General features: G+C 45.7%; 20 protein-coding genes and 1 tRNA gene. 20 read left to right on the top strand and 1 reads right to left on the bottom strand.

Annotated elements, in window-relative coordinates; translation table 11 throughout:
- Positions 1 to 16: 16 nt before the first annotated feature.
- Positions 17 to 487, top strand: coding sequence for a hypothetical protein (locus tag J7J01_01250; protein ID MCD6209518.1), 471 nt, complete (start codon positions 17 to 19; stop codon positions 485 to 487).
- A gap of 9 nt (positions 488 to 496) precedes the next feature.
- Positions 497 to 1,264 (top strand): radical SAM protein, encoded by a 768-nt coding sequence (locus tag J7J01_01245; protein ID MCD6209517.1) that lies wholly within the window; start codon positions 497 to 499, stop codon positions 1,262 to 1,264.
- Here J7J01_01245 and J7J01_01240 read toward each other — a convergent pair.
- Positions 1,246 to 1,320 (bottom strand) — tRNA-Arg (locus J7J01_01240). The two genes, J7J01_01245 and J7J01_01240, sit on opposite strands and share 19 nt — an antisense overlap.
- A 33-nt stretch (positions 1,321 to 1,353) precedes the next feature.
- Between J7J01_01240 and J7J01_01235 the strand changes: the two genes are divergently transcribed.
- From J7J01_01235 to J7J01_01150, 18 genes are all read left to right on the top strand, one after another.
- Positions 1,354 to 2,064 carry a hypothetical protein gene (locus tag J7J01_01235; protein ID MCD6209516.1) on the top strand — a complete coding sequence of 237 codons (711 nt, stop codon included), beginning with the start codon at positions 1,354 to 1,356 and terminating at the stop codon, positions 2,062 to 2,064.
- 557 nt (positions 2,065 to 2,621) lie between these two features.
- On the top strand, positions 2,622 to 2,786 hold the full coding sequence (locus J7J01_01230) for a ribbon-helix-helix protein, CopG family (protein ID MCD6209515.1): 165 nt from the start codon (positions 2,622 to 2,624) through the stop codon (positions 2,784 to 2,786).
- Between the two features lie 80 nt (positions 2,787 to 2,866).
- Positions 2,867 to 3,130 (top strand): hypothetical protein, encoded by a 264-nt coding sequence (locus tag J7J01_01225; GenBank protein MCD6209514.1) that lies wholly within the window; start codon positions 2,867 to 2,869, stop codon positions 3,128 to 3,130.
- Positions 3,127 to 3,456 carry a hypothetical protein gene (locus tag J7J01_01220; GenBank protein ID MCD6209513.1) on the top strand — a complete coding sequence of 110 codons (330 nt, stop codon included), beginning with the start codon at positions 3,127 to 3,129 and terminating at the stop codon, positions 3,454 to 3,456. Before J7J01_01225 ends, J7J01_01220 begins: the two co-directional genes overlap by 4 nt.
- A 17-nt stretch (positions 3,457 to 3,473) precedes the next feature.
- On the top strand, positions 3,474 to 3,875 hold the full coding sequence (locus J7J01_01215; GenBank protein MCD6209512.1) for a hypothetical protein: 402 nt from the start codon (positions 3,474 to 3,476) through the stop codon (positions 3,873 to 3,875).
- Positions 3,847 to 4,068: a hypothetical protein gene (locus tag J7J01_01210; GenBank protein MCD6209511.1), complete on the top strand. Its 222-nt coding sequence runs from the start codon at positions 3,847 to 3,849 to the stop codon at positions 4,066 to 4,068. The genes J7J01_01215 and J7J01_01210 overlap by 29 nt, the downstream gene beginning before the upstream one ends.
- Positions 4,069 to 4,136: 68 nt before the next feature.
- Complete coding sequence (locus J7J01_01205) at positions 4,137 to 4,634, top strand: hypothetical protein (GenBank protein MCD6209510.1); 498 nt, start codon at positions 4,137 to 4,139, stop codon at positions 4,632 to 4,634.
- A 23-nt stretch (positions 4,635 to 4,657) separates the two neighbouring features.
- On the top strand, positions 4,658 to 5,194 hold the full coding sequence (locus tag J7J01_01200; GenBank protein MCD6209509.1) for a hypothetical protein: 537 nt from the start codon (positions 4,658 to 4,660) through the stop codon (positions 5,192 to 5,194).
- Positions 5,142 to 6,035 carry a hypothetical protein gene (locus tag J7J01_01195; GenBank protein MCD6209508.1) on the top strand — a complete coding sequence of 298 codons (894 nt, stop codon included), beginning with the start codon at positions 5,142 to 5,144 and terminating at the stop codon, positions 6,033 to 6,035. The genes J7J01_01200 and J7J01_01195 overlap by 53 nt, the downstream gene beginning before the upstream one ends.
- 28 nt (positions 6,036 to 6,063) lie before the next feature.
- On the top strand, positions 6,064 to 6,558 hold the full coding sequence (locus J7J01_01190) for a hypothetical protein (protein ID MCD6209507.1): 495 nt from the start codon (positions 6,064 to 6,066) through the stop codon (positions 6,556 to 6,558).
- 37 nt (positions 6,559 to 6,595) lie between these two features.
- The gene (locus tag J7J01_01185; protein MCD6209506.1) at positions 6,596 to 7,174 is read left to right on the top strand and encodes a hypothetical protein; all 579 of its coding nucleotides are present in this window, start codon (positions 6,596 to 6,598) and stop codon (positions 7,172 to 7,174) included.
- A gap of 44 nt (positions 7,175 to 7,218) precedes the next feature.
- Positions 7,219 to 7,773, top strand: a complete 555-nt coding sequence (locus J7J01_01180; GenBank protein MCD6209505.1) for a hypothetical protein — start codon at positions 7,219 to 7,221, stop codon at positions 7,771 to 7,773.
- A complete protein-coding gene (locus J7J01_01175) occupies positions 7,757 to 8,023 on the top strand; it encodes a hypothetical protein (protein ID MCD6209504.1) in 267 nt (88 codons plus the stop codon). The genes J7J01_01180 and J7J01_01175 overlap by 17 nt, the downstream gene beginning before the upstream one ends.
- Positions 8,020 to 8,214, top strand: a complete 195-nt coding sequence (locus tag J7J01_01170; protein MCD6209503.1) for a hypothetical protein — start codon at positions 8,020 to 8,022, stop codon at positions 8,212 to 8,214. Before J7J01_01175 ends, J7J01_01170 begins: the two co-directional genes overlap by 4 nt.
- Positions 8,215 to 8,229: 15 nt before the next feature.
- Positions 8,230 to 9,294 carry a hypothetical protein gene (locus J7J01_01165; GenBank protein ID MCD6209502.1) on the top strand — a complete coding sequence of 355 codons (1,065 nt, stop codon included), beginning with the start codon at positions 8,230 to 8,232 and terminating at the stop codon, positions 9,292 to 9,294.
- A 19-nt stretch (positions 9,295 to 9,313) separates the two neighbouring features.
- Entirely contained in the window at positions 9,314 to 10,645 is a 1,332-nt protein-coding gene (locus tag J7J01_01160) for a hypothetical protein (GenBank protein ID MCD6209501.1), read from the top strand.
- Positions 10,646 to 10,682: 37 nt separating this feature from the next.
- The gene (locus J7J01_01155) at positions 10,683 to 12,263 is read left to right on the top strand and encodes a hypothetical protein (GenBank protein ID MCD6209500.1); all 1,581 of its coding nucleotides are present in this window, start codon (positions 10,683 to 10,685) and stop codon (positions 12,261 to 12,263) included.
- A gap of 144 nt (positions 12,264 to 12,407) precedes the next feature.
- A complete protein-coding gene (locus J7J01_01150) occupies positions 12,408 to 12,935 on the top strand; it encodes a hypothetical protein (protein ID MCD6209499.1) in 528 nt (175 codons plus the stop codon).
- The last annotated feature ends 190 nt before the right edge of the window (positions 12,936 to 13,125 follow it).

Below are 13,125 nucleotides of genomic sequence, written 5' to 3'. Positions count from 1 at the left end.
TTTCCCTGGGGTGAAAATGGTCGAGAAGAAGACGGCGGATAAACTCTTGGAAAATCTTCATGGCACTCTCAGAAAATTGGGTGAAGAAATTAAAAGAACTGCGAAGTTGGAAGAAGAGGCGAAGACAATTTTAGGAAATCTCAGAAAGATTCTCGAAAAGAGGATTAAAAACGAGTTAGAGGGTGTGGAAACATCTGCTCATTACACCTTCAGTACAGACAATCTAAGAGTAAGACTCGACATCAGTGAAAGCTATGTAGACGTCATTATGTACACAACCGACCCTCCTGAAGAGTTCGGCGAACCTCTTTCCCCACACTCAGTCAAATACTTATATATCATATTAAGCTTCCTTAAGGAGGGAAAAGACCTCATCAAAGGGGCTGAGAAAAAAATAGAGGAGTGGGAGAAGAGAAACGATGAGTGGGAGAAAATACTCAAAGCGCTAAAGAACGCTCTCACGCCCTTCATATTAGAGGATATATAGGTGGGAAAGATGATGTTTGAAGCCATAATGATTCACTTCACAACTAAATGTGCTAAAAATTGTCCTTTCTGCTATCAGAAAGAGAGACAAGCAAAACCTTTCTCCTTCTTCTTATCACTAATCCCACACATCGTACCTTACACTAATCGTATATGTCTCGGCGGTGGCGAACCTTTATACGATGAAAAGCACATAGACTTCTGCAATCGCTTCGTCGAGCTTTGTGAGGATTACGACATAAGAGTCTCAATCACAACAGCGCTGCCAAAGCGGGCTCGCAGGGTAAGAAATGCAGACATATCTGTGAGCTTTGACGAGTTCAAGTTCGACTTTCGTGAGTTTTACGAACTCATCAAGAATCTTGACGGTGTCGGCGTAAATTACCTCTTGATTGACAGAAATCCGATGCAAACCTTTGCAAGGGTAATTCTGCTTGCGGAGCATCATCCCGTGTTCCTGCTGTCGCCGAAGTTCGTGCCTTTCCGCTTACAACCCTTCATCCTCACGCTCTTGCAGCAAGAGAATGTCTTCTGCGACGAATGTCTCTATCTCACGCTCAAGTATGGCTTGCGATGGAAAGAGCCCTGCGGCTACGCACATAGACTTATCTCAGTCCATCCTGATGGAAGCGTGCGGGGCTGCTCATTCAGCACAAACATCATCTACAAGCTCAACAGTTGCGACGACTGGGAGAGGGCGTTAGAGGCGTGCAAGAGGGAGGAATTGAGATTCAGTTGCCCTTACCTGCGCTGCATCAGCGGGCTCGACGGGATTTGAACCCGCGACACCCGGCTTAGAAGGCCGGCGCTCCGTCCGTGCTGAGCTACGAGCCCTCTATTTTTTTCATTTGGGGGTGATGAAAAAAGATGGTGCAAGGCGAGGCCCCGGTGTATTACTCAAAGAGATACCTCTTGGGTGGAGGCCTCTTCATTTGCTTACACTTCCCACGCATACAGTCATCTCTCGAAATCTTCACAAACGAATATCTCGACGTAAATCTGCCAGAGAAGGAGTCCCCTCACATGCACACTCGTCTCGTGTCTCTCTCAGAGGAAGGTGCAAAGGCATTTCTAAAGCGCTTAGAGGATGAGTCATTTGTGAGGAAATTTGAGCGAGTGTTAGAACTATATCCTATAATCTCAGCCAATATCGTGAACAAAGCGGTTGAAGATATAGACTTGATTCTCAAGAGAAGAGAAGAGGCAATTGCTAAAAAGGAGGCCGAAGAGAAAGTTCGTAGAAGGCACGCTGAGACCTACTGGAAACTTCTTGATGCTTGGCTTGGCAACTATGCAGATAAAATAATGCGTATTGGTGGTGGGTGGGTCACAGTTTACGGTAGAAACTCTGAGTATTACTACATTCACCACCTCACTGATGATGGCGAGCTTTACGAACACAGAACTAAGGATATTTTTAGGAGTCAACTTGCATTCGCACATCTTCTCGAAGGCAGAAAAATCCGATCATTCAGGAAGAAGAACCTACGGCAAATTCCTAAAGATGTGGCGAGAGCGTTTGCGAGATTGCTGAGAAATGAGGGTAAAGAGGAGCTGCTAGTTACTCTCGCACTCTGATTTTTTCCTTAAGATGGATTCGCCACCTCAGCCCCTGTGCTACGTGCTACGCACGAGCAGAGAGGAGAGTGTTTCAACACATTAACGCACTGGAAAAGCTCTCAGAGCCGTCCTCGCTATTATATATATTATAATATGATTTGATTTGTGTGCCAAAAAGAGCGGATTTTTTTCTTGCTGATTAAGTAAACAGCAAAATCAAATCAACACACACCGAATCTCCTCTTATATATTATATATAAGGGAAAGAACGGCGGAGAACCCTGTTTTAATTTTGTGTTGATTCTCAATTATATAAAAAGCTTACGCAAAAAAATCAACAACATCTATAAAAAGGTTACGGATGGCGAATTGACACAACAACAGGTTGCTACAAACGAGGGTAAGAGCGAAGATACGTCTCCGATGAACTCAAGAGGGGGCTGAGCTTGATGTGCCCCAAGGCTCACACAAAGCTATAACCTCACGACGGGCACCCGCATTCTCTCCTTATTTTTCCCTCGCAAACCACCAACTATTTAAATACTCACTAATTAATTAAGAGTGGTGAGGAGGGGATGGAGGAACAGGTACGAGGTTATTTCCCTGTGAGCGTGCTGTTGCCAGCGGAGAAATACGAGGCGTTGAAGAAGCTCGTGGCAGAGGGGCGATATAAAACCGTATCTGAAGCGGTGAGAGCTGCGGTGGATGCGTTTTTGGAGCGTGAGAAAAAGAAGAGGTAATTTGGGGGTGAAGGCGTGAAATGACAGAGCTCAAACCTCCTCTTCTTATTTTTTCCTTTTTGCTTGAGGGGGTGGGCGAGATGGATGAGGAATTGCGGGAGAAGATTTGTGAGAAACTAGAAGAGCTGGGCGAGAGAGTGAGCGAAAAAATAGGCGAGCTGATGAGGACTGATGAAGATGATGCACAGGAAATACATAAACTTTTGCGCAGAGCGAAACTTCTGCGAGAGCTTGCGGAGCTTCCGTGCAAAACAGAAGAAGCGAAGAGAAAAGCGGAGCTTCTGCTGCGAATTGCTGTTGTTTACGAGGTGCGTGTGAAGAAGCTTGGGAGTGGGAGAGAATGACTGAGAGAGAATTAGAAAAAATACTTGACAAATTAGAAGGTGCGAAGGAAGTGAAAGTCGTAACTGAGAGTGCGGCGCACGGTGAGAGCTACGTAGATACTTTCGGAAATCTGAAGACGACTGCGATCTTCAATCACTTCTTAGTGATTGAAATCGACGGTGAAGTGGTTGACTTCAAGATCGAGAGCGATGAAGATTGGGAGAGGGCTGAAGAGATCTCAAACAGAATAGTTCATAGAGAAAGAGAAGTTCAGAGAATTACAGCAAGCGTGGAAAGAGGAGTTGGAAGAATGGGAGAAGGATGTTTTGCAGTCAAAATTCAGTGAGAGGGGGTGATGAGACGATGAGAGCTGACGAAATCACTGAGATAGCAGAAATAGCAGAGAGGGAAGGATTCACACTGACTCAATACGATAAAGATAAAATCAAAGAAGCAATCAAAAATGCTTTGAACGAATGCAAATCAGTCGTAGAGCATTTCAAACAATTAGCCGAGCAGAACATTCCAATCATTCACACACCATCTTACATTGTTGCAGCGAGTTTTCAGAGAGACTTAACAGATGAAGAGATGTCGAGATTACAACTAAGTAAAATCTTTGCGTGTAGAAAAGTCTTAAATGTCTGTGTCACGGCAAGAACAATTTTCGTAGAAACATACATTGAACACCCCGACATTCTTCCTCTTGCAAGAATTTATATGATAACAAGAGATTATGAAACAAATCGTCGAGATCGTTGCTGAGAATGTAGAGGAGCGATTTCAAGTGGATGAGTGGGACGGAGGTTGCGACTTTGGATGCTGTCTCCTCTTTCTGAGCGGTGGTAAGAGGTATCGTGTCCGCTTCGCTCATTTCTACGATACTAACACGACGCACTACAAAGCAAATGGAGTGAAATACATGATCGAAAACTTCACAGTGAAAGAGGAAGCGTAAGGAAGCTCGCAAGGGCTGGTGACTACGATTCCCTCTCTTATTTTTTCCCTTTGGGGGTGAGCGGGGAAATGCAAGAGAAAATAGAAGAGGAGATAAGTGTGGTGAGGAACGAGATGAAGAAGGAGTTGGATGAAAAAACAAGCGAACTACTTGATTACTATGCATTACTAAGACGCCACACATCTCTGAAGCATGAGGTGATTACAAATTTTCTATTGTTCTGTGACCACGAGGGGGAAAAGGCATTCTATGAGAAGGGAATGCAACTGTTAGACAAATATCTCGCTGATCGCTATAAGGAAATGCTGAGACTCGAAGAAGAGATTGAGAATATAAAAATAGAGAGAACGTTGAAGAGTGGTAAATATACAATAAAGCTCGTGATGTTCTATCAATTCAATGCTGACGCCGACGCCTTCCTCCTCGAAAGCTGGGAGGAAATTGCGGATGATTCCGGGAGAAAAGCGAGACATTGGAACGTCTTTGACTACGGCGATGTCTGGGAAGGAGACAAAGATCTCGTAGATGAATTCAAAGAAATCTTCAATAGGGGCATCCGGATGTGAATATATGGGCAAGGTGGTGAAAAATGAGAGTAAAAATGTACAGATTAGAGAAAATAAATAGAGAAAAACCACCTTTCCAACCCACATGCTCTGAGCTCGTCTTGAAAATAAAAGGAGATGTATACGACATCCACACAGATTACGGTGACGATTTGGAGTGGTTTGCAGAAGCGATACGGTCTTTTGAGGATGTGCCCGAGATTACGCAGGAAGACCTCCTCCTTATTGCTATCGACGAGAATCATCTGCGAGAGGTTCTTCAGCGCATCGTTGATTTCTTTGAGATTGAGTTCGTAGACAACATCGGCGGTGGTGGAAGATTCGAGAGCGTCATGTGGATTCTCTATCAGTACGTCCTTTACAAGAATGGTTTGATAAAAGAGTTCGACCCTCAGAAGATAATCTGGGAGGAGAGCAGGAGATTCGAAGAAATATGCTACACTTTAGACGTAAGAGCAGTCTCAGACGAAGAGCACCGCAGAATTCTCATTGATTTGGAGATGTTGGATGAAGAAGAGCTCGAGGATGAGGGGGAAGGTGAGAGTGATGGTAAAACCTGAGATGAGTAAGACAGAAAGAGAGGAGCTCGTGAAAGAGTTGAAGGCGTGCGCAGACAGAATACAACATCTCAAAGCGCTGGTGATGGACGCCCTTGCAGAGATTGAGGCGCTCAGAGAACACCTCAAGAAAAAGGTTGAGGAGCTTAGAAAGACTCGCCTGTATCATGGATGGTGGTTCATCTTAACAGACTTATTGATGGCAATATCAGAGACAAAAGTTGAGCGTGGAGAGGGAAAGCTACTTTCAAGCGACTTAGATACGATTGCGAACCTCGATCTTTTCAACGACCTTGACGACATATTCACTCAACTAATATCTTTACGCCTTCATGATGATTGCACAATTCCTATTTCCATTAGCGAGGACAATGTATACATTCACATCGCACCCGAAGGCATAGACATTCATCCACCAGATTCAAGAAGAGTTTTCATCAGAAGGCTCATAAAATACGCCGATGTAATTGCGCCGCATCTGCGTGAGCCTATCAGAGAAGCTTTTCTTGAGCTAACGACTTTAGCAAAGGATTTCAAGTTCTTGGATGAGCTTGAGATTGTGCGTGAAGGAAGTTTCAGAGTGTGGCTTGGTGAAGAGCCCATGACATTCAACAAAATAAAACTCTATCCCCTAGCGCCCTACTCAATCGAGCTCTCAAAAGCGGATGCGACCTACATCTTCGGATTAGGAGAGGCTGAGGCGCTTTTTGAACTGTATGGCATCATCAACGAGATGTTCAGCGAGTGGGCTGCAAAAACCCTCGAGATCAGAGAGCACAACAAAGAGATTATCAGAAGGATGAAGAATGTGCTTGCCGTATACATTCTATCGGAGAAACTCTGATTTTTTCCTTTTGGGGGTGTGTGTGCGAATGCGTGTGCGTGTTATGATGTGCGTAGGAGAAATAACAAGGGAAAGAGCACCTTTCCAACCCACATGCTCTGAGCTCGTCTTGAAAATAAAGGGTGATTTGCACTTCGTTGCCACAGACGATGGCGGAAGCTTAGAGTTTTTCGCTAAGAACTTGAAGCGATATGATGCGCCTAAAATCACTCGAGAGGACATCGTTCTCGCATCTATTGACGAGAATTACATGAGAGAGCTGTTGCAGCGCATCGTGGATCATTTCAACATTGAATATGTTGATAATCTCGGCGGTGGCGGACACTTTGATGTCGTGGTGTGGATACTCTACCAATACACCCTCTTCAGAAACGGCATTATTAAAGAATATAAGCCCCTCGCTCGCCGAGAAAGTAAGAGGTTTACAGAGTTGTGCTCCTCGCTGAGTGTAGTCTCAGTCTCTGATGAGGAACGAGAGCAAATACTCAAGCAAATCTACGGCGACGAGGAGGAAGAGGATTGAAGAGAGGGGAAAAGAGAGAAGGAAAAGGTGAATCAAAATGTTGTTCTCCTATCTTTCTCCATACAATCAACATCTCGGCCTCATCCCATCATTTAGTCTTCCCAGAGGTATCACATGCCCTGGAATGAGTGAGTGGTGCAGGAAAAACTGCTACTCTCGCAAAGGCCGCTTTACGACCCGAACGGTCAAAAGACACACACTCAAATGCTATAATCTCTCCAAATCAAAGGACTTCGTGAGGAAGATGTGCGAAGAACTAAAGTTTGTGCATGGCTATGTTCGTGTGCACGTCACTGGTGACTTTTACTCACGCTCTTACATAAGGGCGTGGAGAGAGATTGCACGGAGAAATCGCAGAATAACTTTTCTCGCATATACGAGAGTTTGGAGAGTGCCAGAGCTTCTCGAGGAGCTGAGAAAGCTTGCTAAGGAGAAAAACTTTGTTATCTATGCTTCGACAGACGAGACAACTGGAGAACCACCAGAAGATTTTCTCGAGGCGGGGGTTGAGAGGTGCTACCGCAAACCGTTCAAGGTCTGTCAGAAACAGAAAATGGTCTGCTCAAGCTGCCTCTATTGCTTTAGAGCTGCTGGCAACGTCGCATTCCACTACTGATTATTTTTCTCCTCTCGCTATTTTTTCTTTGGGGGTGACGGAAAATGGCGAAGAGAAAGAGGAAAAAAGGTAGGAGAGGTAAAGATAGAGAAGAGAGAGAAGAAGGCCTCAACTTTACTTTTGTAACAGCCCCTTCTGCCAAGGCTGAGGTGCGCATTGGTGCCGAGAAAATCACAATACTTGAGCCCATCGTAGCGGAATCGTTAGACGACTTCATGAGGTGGATGCAAGCAGCAGGCCTTTCTGTCGCCTTCCACTACAACGACGTCGTAGTTGCAGCAGGAATCATGGAAGATTACCACAAACGGCTTTATGAGGGTGGCGAAGCTGTGTTCTCTTTGCTCATAGTTGCGGAGATGCAAGAGTATCAGAAGAAGCTTATTGAAGGAGGCTTTCAGGTAGAGGTCTTTCCTGCAAACTGCAGTCCAATAGCAACATTGCTTGGAGAAATTGGCGAAACCGTCTTCCACATCTTCAAAGAGGCTTTTGAGGAGATGAGAGAGCTAGAGGTTGCGGAAGGATCTGAAGAAGTTGAGGAAGAAGCAGAGAAGGGTGAGAAAAACGAAAAGGAGGTGGGAGAGGATGAGAGAGGAAAGTAACGAGGTCGCAGACGTAGAGCTACGAACATTGCGTCGCCGCTACCAGATGGCGAGCACAATGCTTGAGAGGGCGAGAAGAGAAGCTGTGATTTTCGCTCGCATCGCCGCGATCTTGCGTGAGCACAACTACGAAGCCTTGGCAGAATTCTGCGATAAGAAAGAGGCTGAGTGTGAGCGCAAGATAAAGGAGTTAAAGGAGAAGGTTGAGCGCTACGGACGAGAACTGAAAGCGAGAGGTGTGCTGCAATGAACTCCTTCTTTATTTCTTTTCCTATTCCTTCCACAAAACTTTCGAACGCTCTTCAAAAGCTTTGCAGAAAAAGCGTGGTGAAATTAGCACTCCTTAAGATAGCTACAAGGAAGCAGGTAGGAGAAGCAAGAAAAAGAGAGAAGAAAACAATTAAGGAGATTGAGGAAGAAAATGACTTTCATAGGGACTGAGAGGGGGTGGAAAGGGTGGTTGACGTAGAGCACGAGCCCCTAAGTGTGAGAGTGCAAAGGGTTGTAAAATATCTAAGCAGACCGCTAACAAGCGCAACGCTCTTCTACGCCTTATACATCCTTGGCGAAGTGCATCGCTCTCCCTCATTCGCACACAAGCTGAGAGAGTTTAGCAATGAGCTTGCAAAGGCCCTCTACGACTTCGGCATCTGCATGGTCGTGAAAGAGCTTAACTTGCACGCTTACGAGGCCTTCTATCCTCTCTATATCCCGCCCTCTAAAGAATACGTTTTTGTAAAAGGTGAAAGAGCATCCGTCGAATACATCGATCCTGCTGAGGTGGAAGCATTCTGGCAAGAGATCTACGAAGAAGAGGGCAAAGAAGGGGTTGAGAGACGAGTTAGTGGGTGCATAAACAAGGTGTATCCCCGATATTTTCCAGGAAAGTATGAGACAGTTCACATGCTTACGACATGCATCGTTGATAGGCTTAACAACCATCCTAGAATTATGGTTGAACCTCATGATTCAAGAGAGAATGCGAGATGGGTGCGAACATGGTTGGAGTATTATCAGAAGTTTAGGAGTCTTTACTTCTGGGATGCTGTGATGCGCATATTTTCCATCTATGATAAGGAGTGTAAAGGATGGATTGCAAGTTATGGTGGCAAAAACTATGCTATGATCGCCACTGTGATGCGAGAGTATAGCAGACTCACACCAATCACTTTCGTCGATCTCTGCTTCTCTTTAGAGCATCACACGGCAGTTTTCATTTATAAGCTTGCCGCACTTCCTGTGGAAGATTACCTTGTAAGGTGCTTCTTAAGAGGGGGTGAGCACATAAGCGAGCTGAGAATAAACGGCGCTCTGCGAAGACTCTTTGATGCTGCTCGCAGAGGCTCTGAAGAAGATGTTCGCTTGATATTGCGTTGTGCAACAAGCGCAAGGCAAGATTGGGTTATGTTCGGTGTTGTTGATGTTGAGAGAGCTGCGAATCCACCCGCAGGTCTGAGGCTCAGACAGCTTAGGATGCAAAGTGAGGCTTTTCTCAGAAGGATTGCGAGGTCTTTAAGATAATTATTTGGGGGTGATGTAAGTGAAGCAAACAAAAATTGAAGATGTTCTGCAAAAAAGAGATGTGGAACCTCTGAAAAGGGCAGGGATAAGAACGCTTGAGCAGCTCATTCTCTACCACAGCTACGACCTCCCGCTCTCTAAGGCGGCCACAGGACGAGTGTTGAACGCTGCTGCATTAGCACTTGCACGAAAGTATTTCAAGAGTGTCGAATATGACGATGCTTCAGTCTTCATAAGGACAGAGAAAGGCCCGGTCACGAAAAGAGTAGTCGAACACTTTTTCAGCTCACTATATAGACGAATAGAAGAAGCTGAGGATGGCTACAAAGTCATCTGCAAGACTGAGGATGTTGGTCAGAGGTCTCTGGAGTGGTGCAAGAGCTCGCTGCGAGAGGCCGCAACACGCCTCTCCTCTTTAATTGCAATCGGAGCTGAAGAAGAAAGTGAGGAAGCAGCTGTGGAAGAAGAAGAGGAGGAGCTAGAAGAGTTAGAAGAGGGAGGAGAAAAGCCAGAGTCCTTCGAGGAGTTTGCATCTCTCTTCTTCTCAGAGATTCACGGAAACGACCTTATGAAGAAGTGTCTCGCAGCCTCTCTGCTTTCAACGCCTGAAGAACCAGTTCATACGCTTGTAGTCGGTGAGCCTGGAACTGCGAAGACGCTCGCAGTCGATTTGCTTTCATCTCTCAGGGATGTTGAGATCGCAGGGCCTCTCGTCACGAGAGCGGGATTAGTGATAAACTATCAATCCGGCGAGCTTGGCGTGCTACCTCGAGCAAATGGTAAAATTATTGTCATAGATGAGTTTGACAAGGCGCCGAAGCAAGACTTCAAGCTCACATACGAGCTCATTTCGACGGGAAGGTGCATTGTCCACGCAGCGAACATACATAAGATAATCGGGTCTCGTTTCGTGCTGATCGCTATGGCGAATCCCACATACGGCGTCTTCAAAGGCAGCGAAGGAGACTTACCCTTTGATCCTCCGCTCTTATCTCGTTTCTCACTCATCGTGAAGAGTGAGGAGGTGCAAGGAAAACCTCTCAGAGATTACGTCATGGAGAAACTCCTTCACGGAGATGTGAGAACAAGGAAGGTTTTTGGTGCGTGGCTTCGCTCAGCGAGAGCGCACAGACCTAAGATTGCGGAAGATGCAATCTCCAGCGTTGTTGACGAAGTGGCTTCGATCATGGAAAAATACGGAAAGTCATTCTTGCGGAGGGATGCGAGGTTTCCGCTGCATGTGCGAAGAGTGGCGATGGCAATTGCAAGAGCGGAGCGGAAAGATGTGGATGCGGAAGTCGTGAGCAGAGCTCTAGCGCTTATCAAGGAGACGCTGGAGCAGTGGTTCTAACCCCTCTCTCTTTTTTCTTTTTTTTCCTTTTCCGGTTATGAGCGGGGAAAATCCAAGACGAGGAAGGAAGAAGAGAAAGGGAGGAGAGTTAGAGGAAAGGAGGGAAAGAGTAAAAGAGGAAATCAAGAATATTCTAATTCGTGATGTAGGGGAAGATGTTCTGAGGACGCTTTCGCCACTACTCGAGCTTTCTGATGAAGAGATACGAGAGATTATCGAGACTGTAAGAGGTATTCCGAAGGAGCTACAAGGCTCATTCATAACGCTTCTTGAGATTTCAGATGAAGAAATAGAGAGCATTTTGGAGGAAATAATAAAGAAGGGAATTTGGGAAACTATAAGACGCATTCCTAAAGAGCTGCGGAAAGAGTTTATAACACTAGTCGAGAGGTTAGTGGAAGGTAAAGAACCTACGGAGAAAGGATACGAGCTTTTAACAGATTATCCTGCGGAGGTGCGTTTGTTAAGTGAGTGGTGGAGAAATCTGAGCGAGAGGTGGGGGGTAGAGCTAAAAGATGTTTTGAAGGCTCTGCTAATGGATTACATTGTACACGCACGTCGATTAGTAGAGTGGAAGAAGAAAGGTTTGAAAGATGTTCTAAGGACGCTCTTATCTTTACGAGATTTGCAGCTTTCAACGCTTTATGGTGTCCTGCTGAAAGAGCCTAGTGTGCTACGAGAAGCGATAGAGAGTTTTAAGCCCGCACCTCCTCCTGCACCACCTACACCGCCCACACCTCCGCCGCCTAAGCCTCCTGAAAAAGTTCCGAAGCCCTCTGAAGAAGTTCCGAAGCCGCCTAAGTTGCCGAAAAGACCTTGGCGCTCAGTCTGGCCTTTCAAAACCTCCACATTCATACGCTCATATCTGAAACTGAAAGGAGAAGCTACACCATACGAGGTATACAGAGCGTTTGTGCACACAATCACACTCATCATAAAGGACGAGAAGTTTCGAGAGGAAATTGAAAAAAAGAGAGGGATTAGAGTTGATGGCACAATTGACGAAGATATTGTCGTCAAAGAGTTTCTCGCCAGAGGAGTTCCTGAATACTACAAAAAGAGGATGATTGAGTTAGGTATTCCTCTATATCACAAAACATCATACACATCATTCTGGCGCTACTTCTACATTTTGGAGCGGTTAGGACTTATTGAGCGTGTGGGGGGGAGAGAGTGGAAGAAAGGATTCTTCAAGCAGCGGTACAGAATTGTTGAAGGTCAAGAAGATAGCGAGCTGTGGGAGTATCCACAGAGCGTTCTTTATCCTTTATCATTTCTCGGAAAGCAAAGATATAAGAAGGTTTTTAAGGATGCTGCGGAAAAGCTGTACGGTGCTGCAGAGGTTGAGGTTGAAGAAGGGCGCATTATTAGTGCACGTGAGGCCTTCAAGGCTGAATCTTTAGAGGAGAGACTTTCCTGGATCGTCAAAGCTTTGTCAGAGCTCTATCCAGAAGCTGTTAGTGAGCTTGCCAGAAGGAAGGGTGTGGGTGAAGAAGAACTTCTTCGGATTATCGAGAAGCAAGATTACATTCCTGAGGAGAAGATTGAAGAGAGTATGGAGAGAGTTAAGGAAATTGGAGAGGAAAAAGCGAAGAGTCTAGAGCGGAAGAAAGAGTGATTTTTGCGAGGCTGGGGTCTTGCGAGCCTTGCACCCTCCCCATCCCACTTGGAACAAGTTGGAATGAGTTGGAAAAAGTTAGAACGAGTTAGACGAAAAGCTCTTAACTCCTTCGTTTTCATCTTTTAAAGGAGGTGATGTGAGGTGGCTGAGGTGAAAGGTTTTCTCAGCAGTGTTAGAGATGCACTAATAAAAGGGATGGAAGAGGCGTGGTCGACGGTCGAAGGTGAAAAACTCGGCGATCTGCTCGAAGCTGCTGCGAAAGAGGCCGGGATTGCAGGAGATAAAGGAAGATATGCAAGAGCTGCGGCAGAAGGATATGCAACAAGAGATTACAAGAGAATAGCGGCGGAGATCAGACTCGGTGATAGATACAGAGAAGTGTGGGAGGCGGCGCCAGAAGACTTGGGTGCTAGAGTAAGGGCAGATTTGAGGTTCAAAGCTCATGAGGCCTGGGATCTCCAGAGTAGAAAGGCGCTTACAAGGATGGTCAGAAGACTAAACATTCACAAACTCTACAAACTCTGTGCGTCTGGGAGGTTCGAGGATGTTGCTGCAGAGATAGGAGGCCCTATCCCTAGTAACATGAAGGAATGCTATGCGAGAGTCGCCGAAGCGAAGAAGTTAGACGAAGCGATGGAGAACGCCTGGTATCCAGAGGAAGAGGAGTAGAGATATGACTGAAGACGAGAGCACGCTGGAAAAGCTGATAGGGAAGGGTCGCAAAACAAAAACACTTTAAGCCCTGCCCCGAAGGGCAGGGCAACATATTTTTTAAATTGGTTTTTCTATTTTTATCGAGGTGAAGCTCTAGTGGGAAGAAGGGCAATATATCCCAGGTTACACGATAAAGACTGGTTGT

The sequence above is a fragment of the Methanophagales archaeon genome (assembly GCA_021159465.1).
GTDB lineage: Archaea > Halobacteriota > Syntropharchaeia > Alkanophagales > Methanospirareceae > G60ANME1.
Note: the sequence above shows the minus strand (reverse complement) of the source record. Positions and strands in the feature narration are given on the sequence as shown.

Bases quoted from the DNA above. Each gene is read 5' to 3' on its own strand.
- J7J01_01250 (MCD6209518.1), top strand. From the start codon at position 17: ATGGTCGAGAAGAAGACGGCGGATAAACTCTTGGAAAATCTTCATGGC.
- J7J01_01245 (MCD6209517.1), top strand. From the start codon at position 497: ATGATGTTTGAAGCCATAATGATTCACTTCACAACTAAATGTGCTAAA.
- J7J01_01235 (MCD6209516.1), top strand. From the start codon at position 1,354: ATGGTGCAAGGCGAGGCCCCGGTGTATTACTCAAAGAGATACCTCTTG.
- J7J01_01230 (MCD6209515.1), top strand. From the start codon at position 2,622: ATGGAGGAACAGGTACGAGGTTATTTCCCTGTGAGCGTGCTGTTGCCA.
- J7J01_01225 (MCD6209514.1), top strand. From the start codon at position 2,867: ATGGATGAGGAATTGCGGGAGAAGATTTGTGAGAAACTAGAAGAGCTG.
- J7J01_01220 (MCD6209513.1), top strand. From the start codon at position 3,127: ATGACTGAGAGAGAATTAGAAAAAATACTTGACAAATTAGAAGGTGCG.
- J7J01_01215 (MCD6209512.1), top strand. From the start codon at position 3,474: ATGAGAGCTGACGAAATCACTGAGATAGCAGAAATAGCAGAGAGGGAA.
- J7J01_01210 (MCD6209511.1), top strand. From the start codon at position 3,847: ATGAAACAAATCGTCGAGATCGTTGCTGAGAATGTAGAGGAGCGATTT.
- J7J01_01205 (MCD6209510.1), top strand. From the start codon at position 4,137: ATGCAAGAGAAAATAGAAGAGGAGATAAGTGTGGTGAGGAACGAGATG.
- J7J01_01200 (MCD6209509.1), top strand. From the start codon at position 4,658: ATGAGAGTAAAAATGTACAGATTAGAGAAAATAAATAGAGAAAAACCA.
- J7J01_01195 (MCD6209508.1), top strand. From the start codon at position 5,142: ATGAAGAAGAGCTCGAGGATGAGGGGGAAGGTGAGAGTGATGGTAAAA.
- J7J01_01190 (MCD6209507.1), top strand. From the start codon at position 6,064: ATGCGTGTGCGTGTTATGATGTGCGTAGGAGAAATAACAAGGGAAAGA.
- J7J01_01185 (MCD6209506.1), top strand. From the start codon at position 6,596: ATGTTGTTCTCCTATCTTTCTCCATACAATCAACATCTCGGCCTCATC.
- J7J01_01180 (MCD6209505.1), top strand. From the start codon at position 7,219: ATGGCGAAGAGAAAGAGGAAAAAAGGTAGGAGAGGTAAAGATAGAGAA.
- J7J01_01175 (MCD6209504.1), top strand. From the start codon at position 7,757: ATGAGAGAGGAAAGTAACGAGGTCGCAGACGTAGAGCTACGAACATTG.
- J7J01_01170 (MCD6209503.1), top strand. From the start codon at position 8,020: ATGAACTCCTTCTTTATTTCTTTTCCTATTCCTTCCACAAAACTTTCG.
- J7J01_01155 (MCD6209500.1), top strand. From the start codon at position 10,683: ATGAGCGGGGAAAATCCAAGACGAGGAAGGAAGAAGAGAAAGGGAGGA.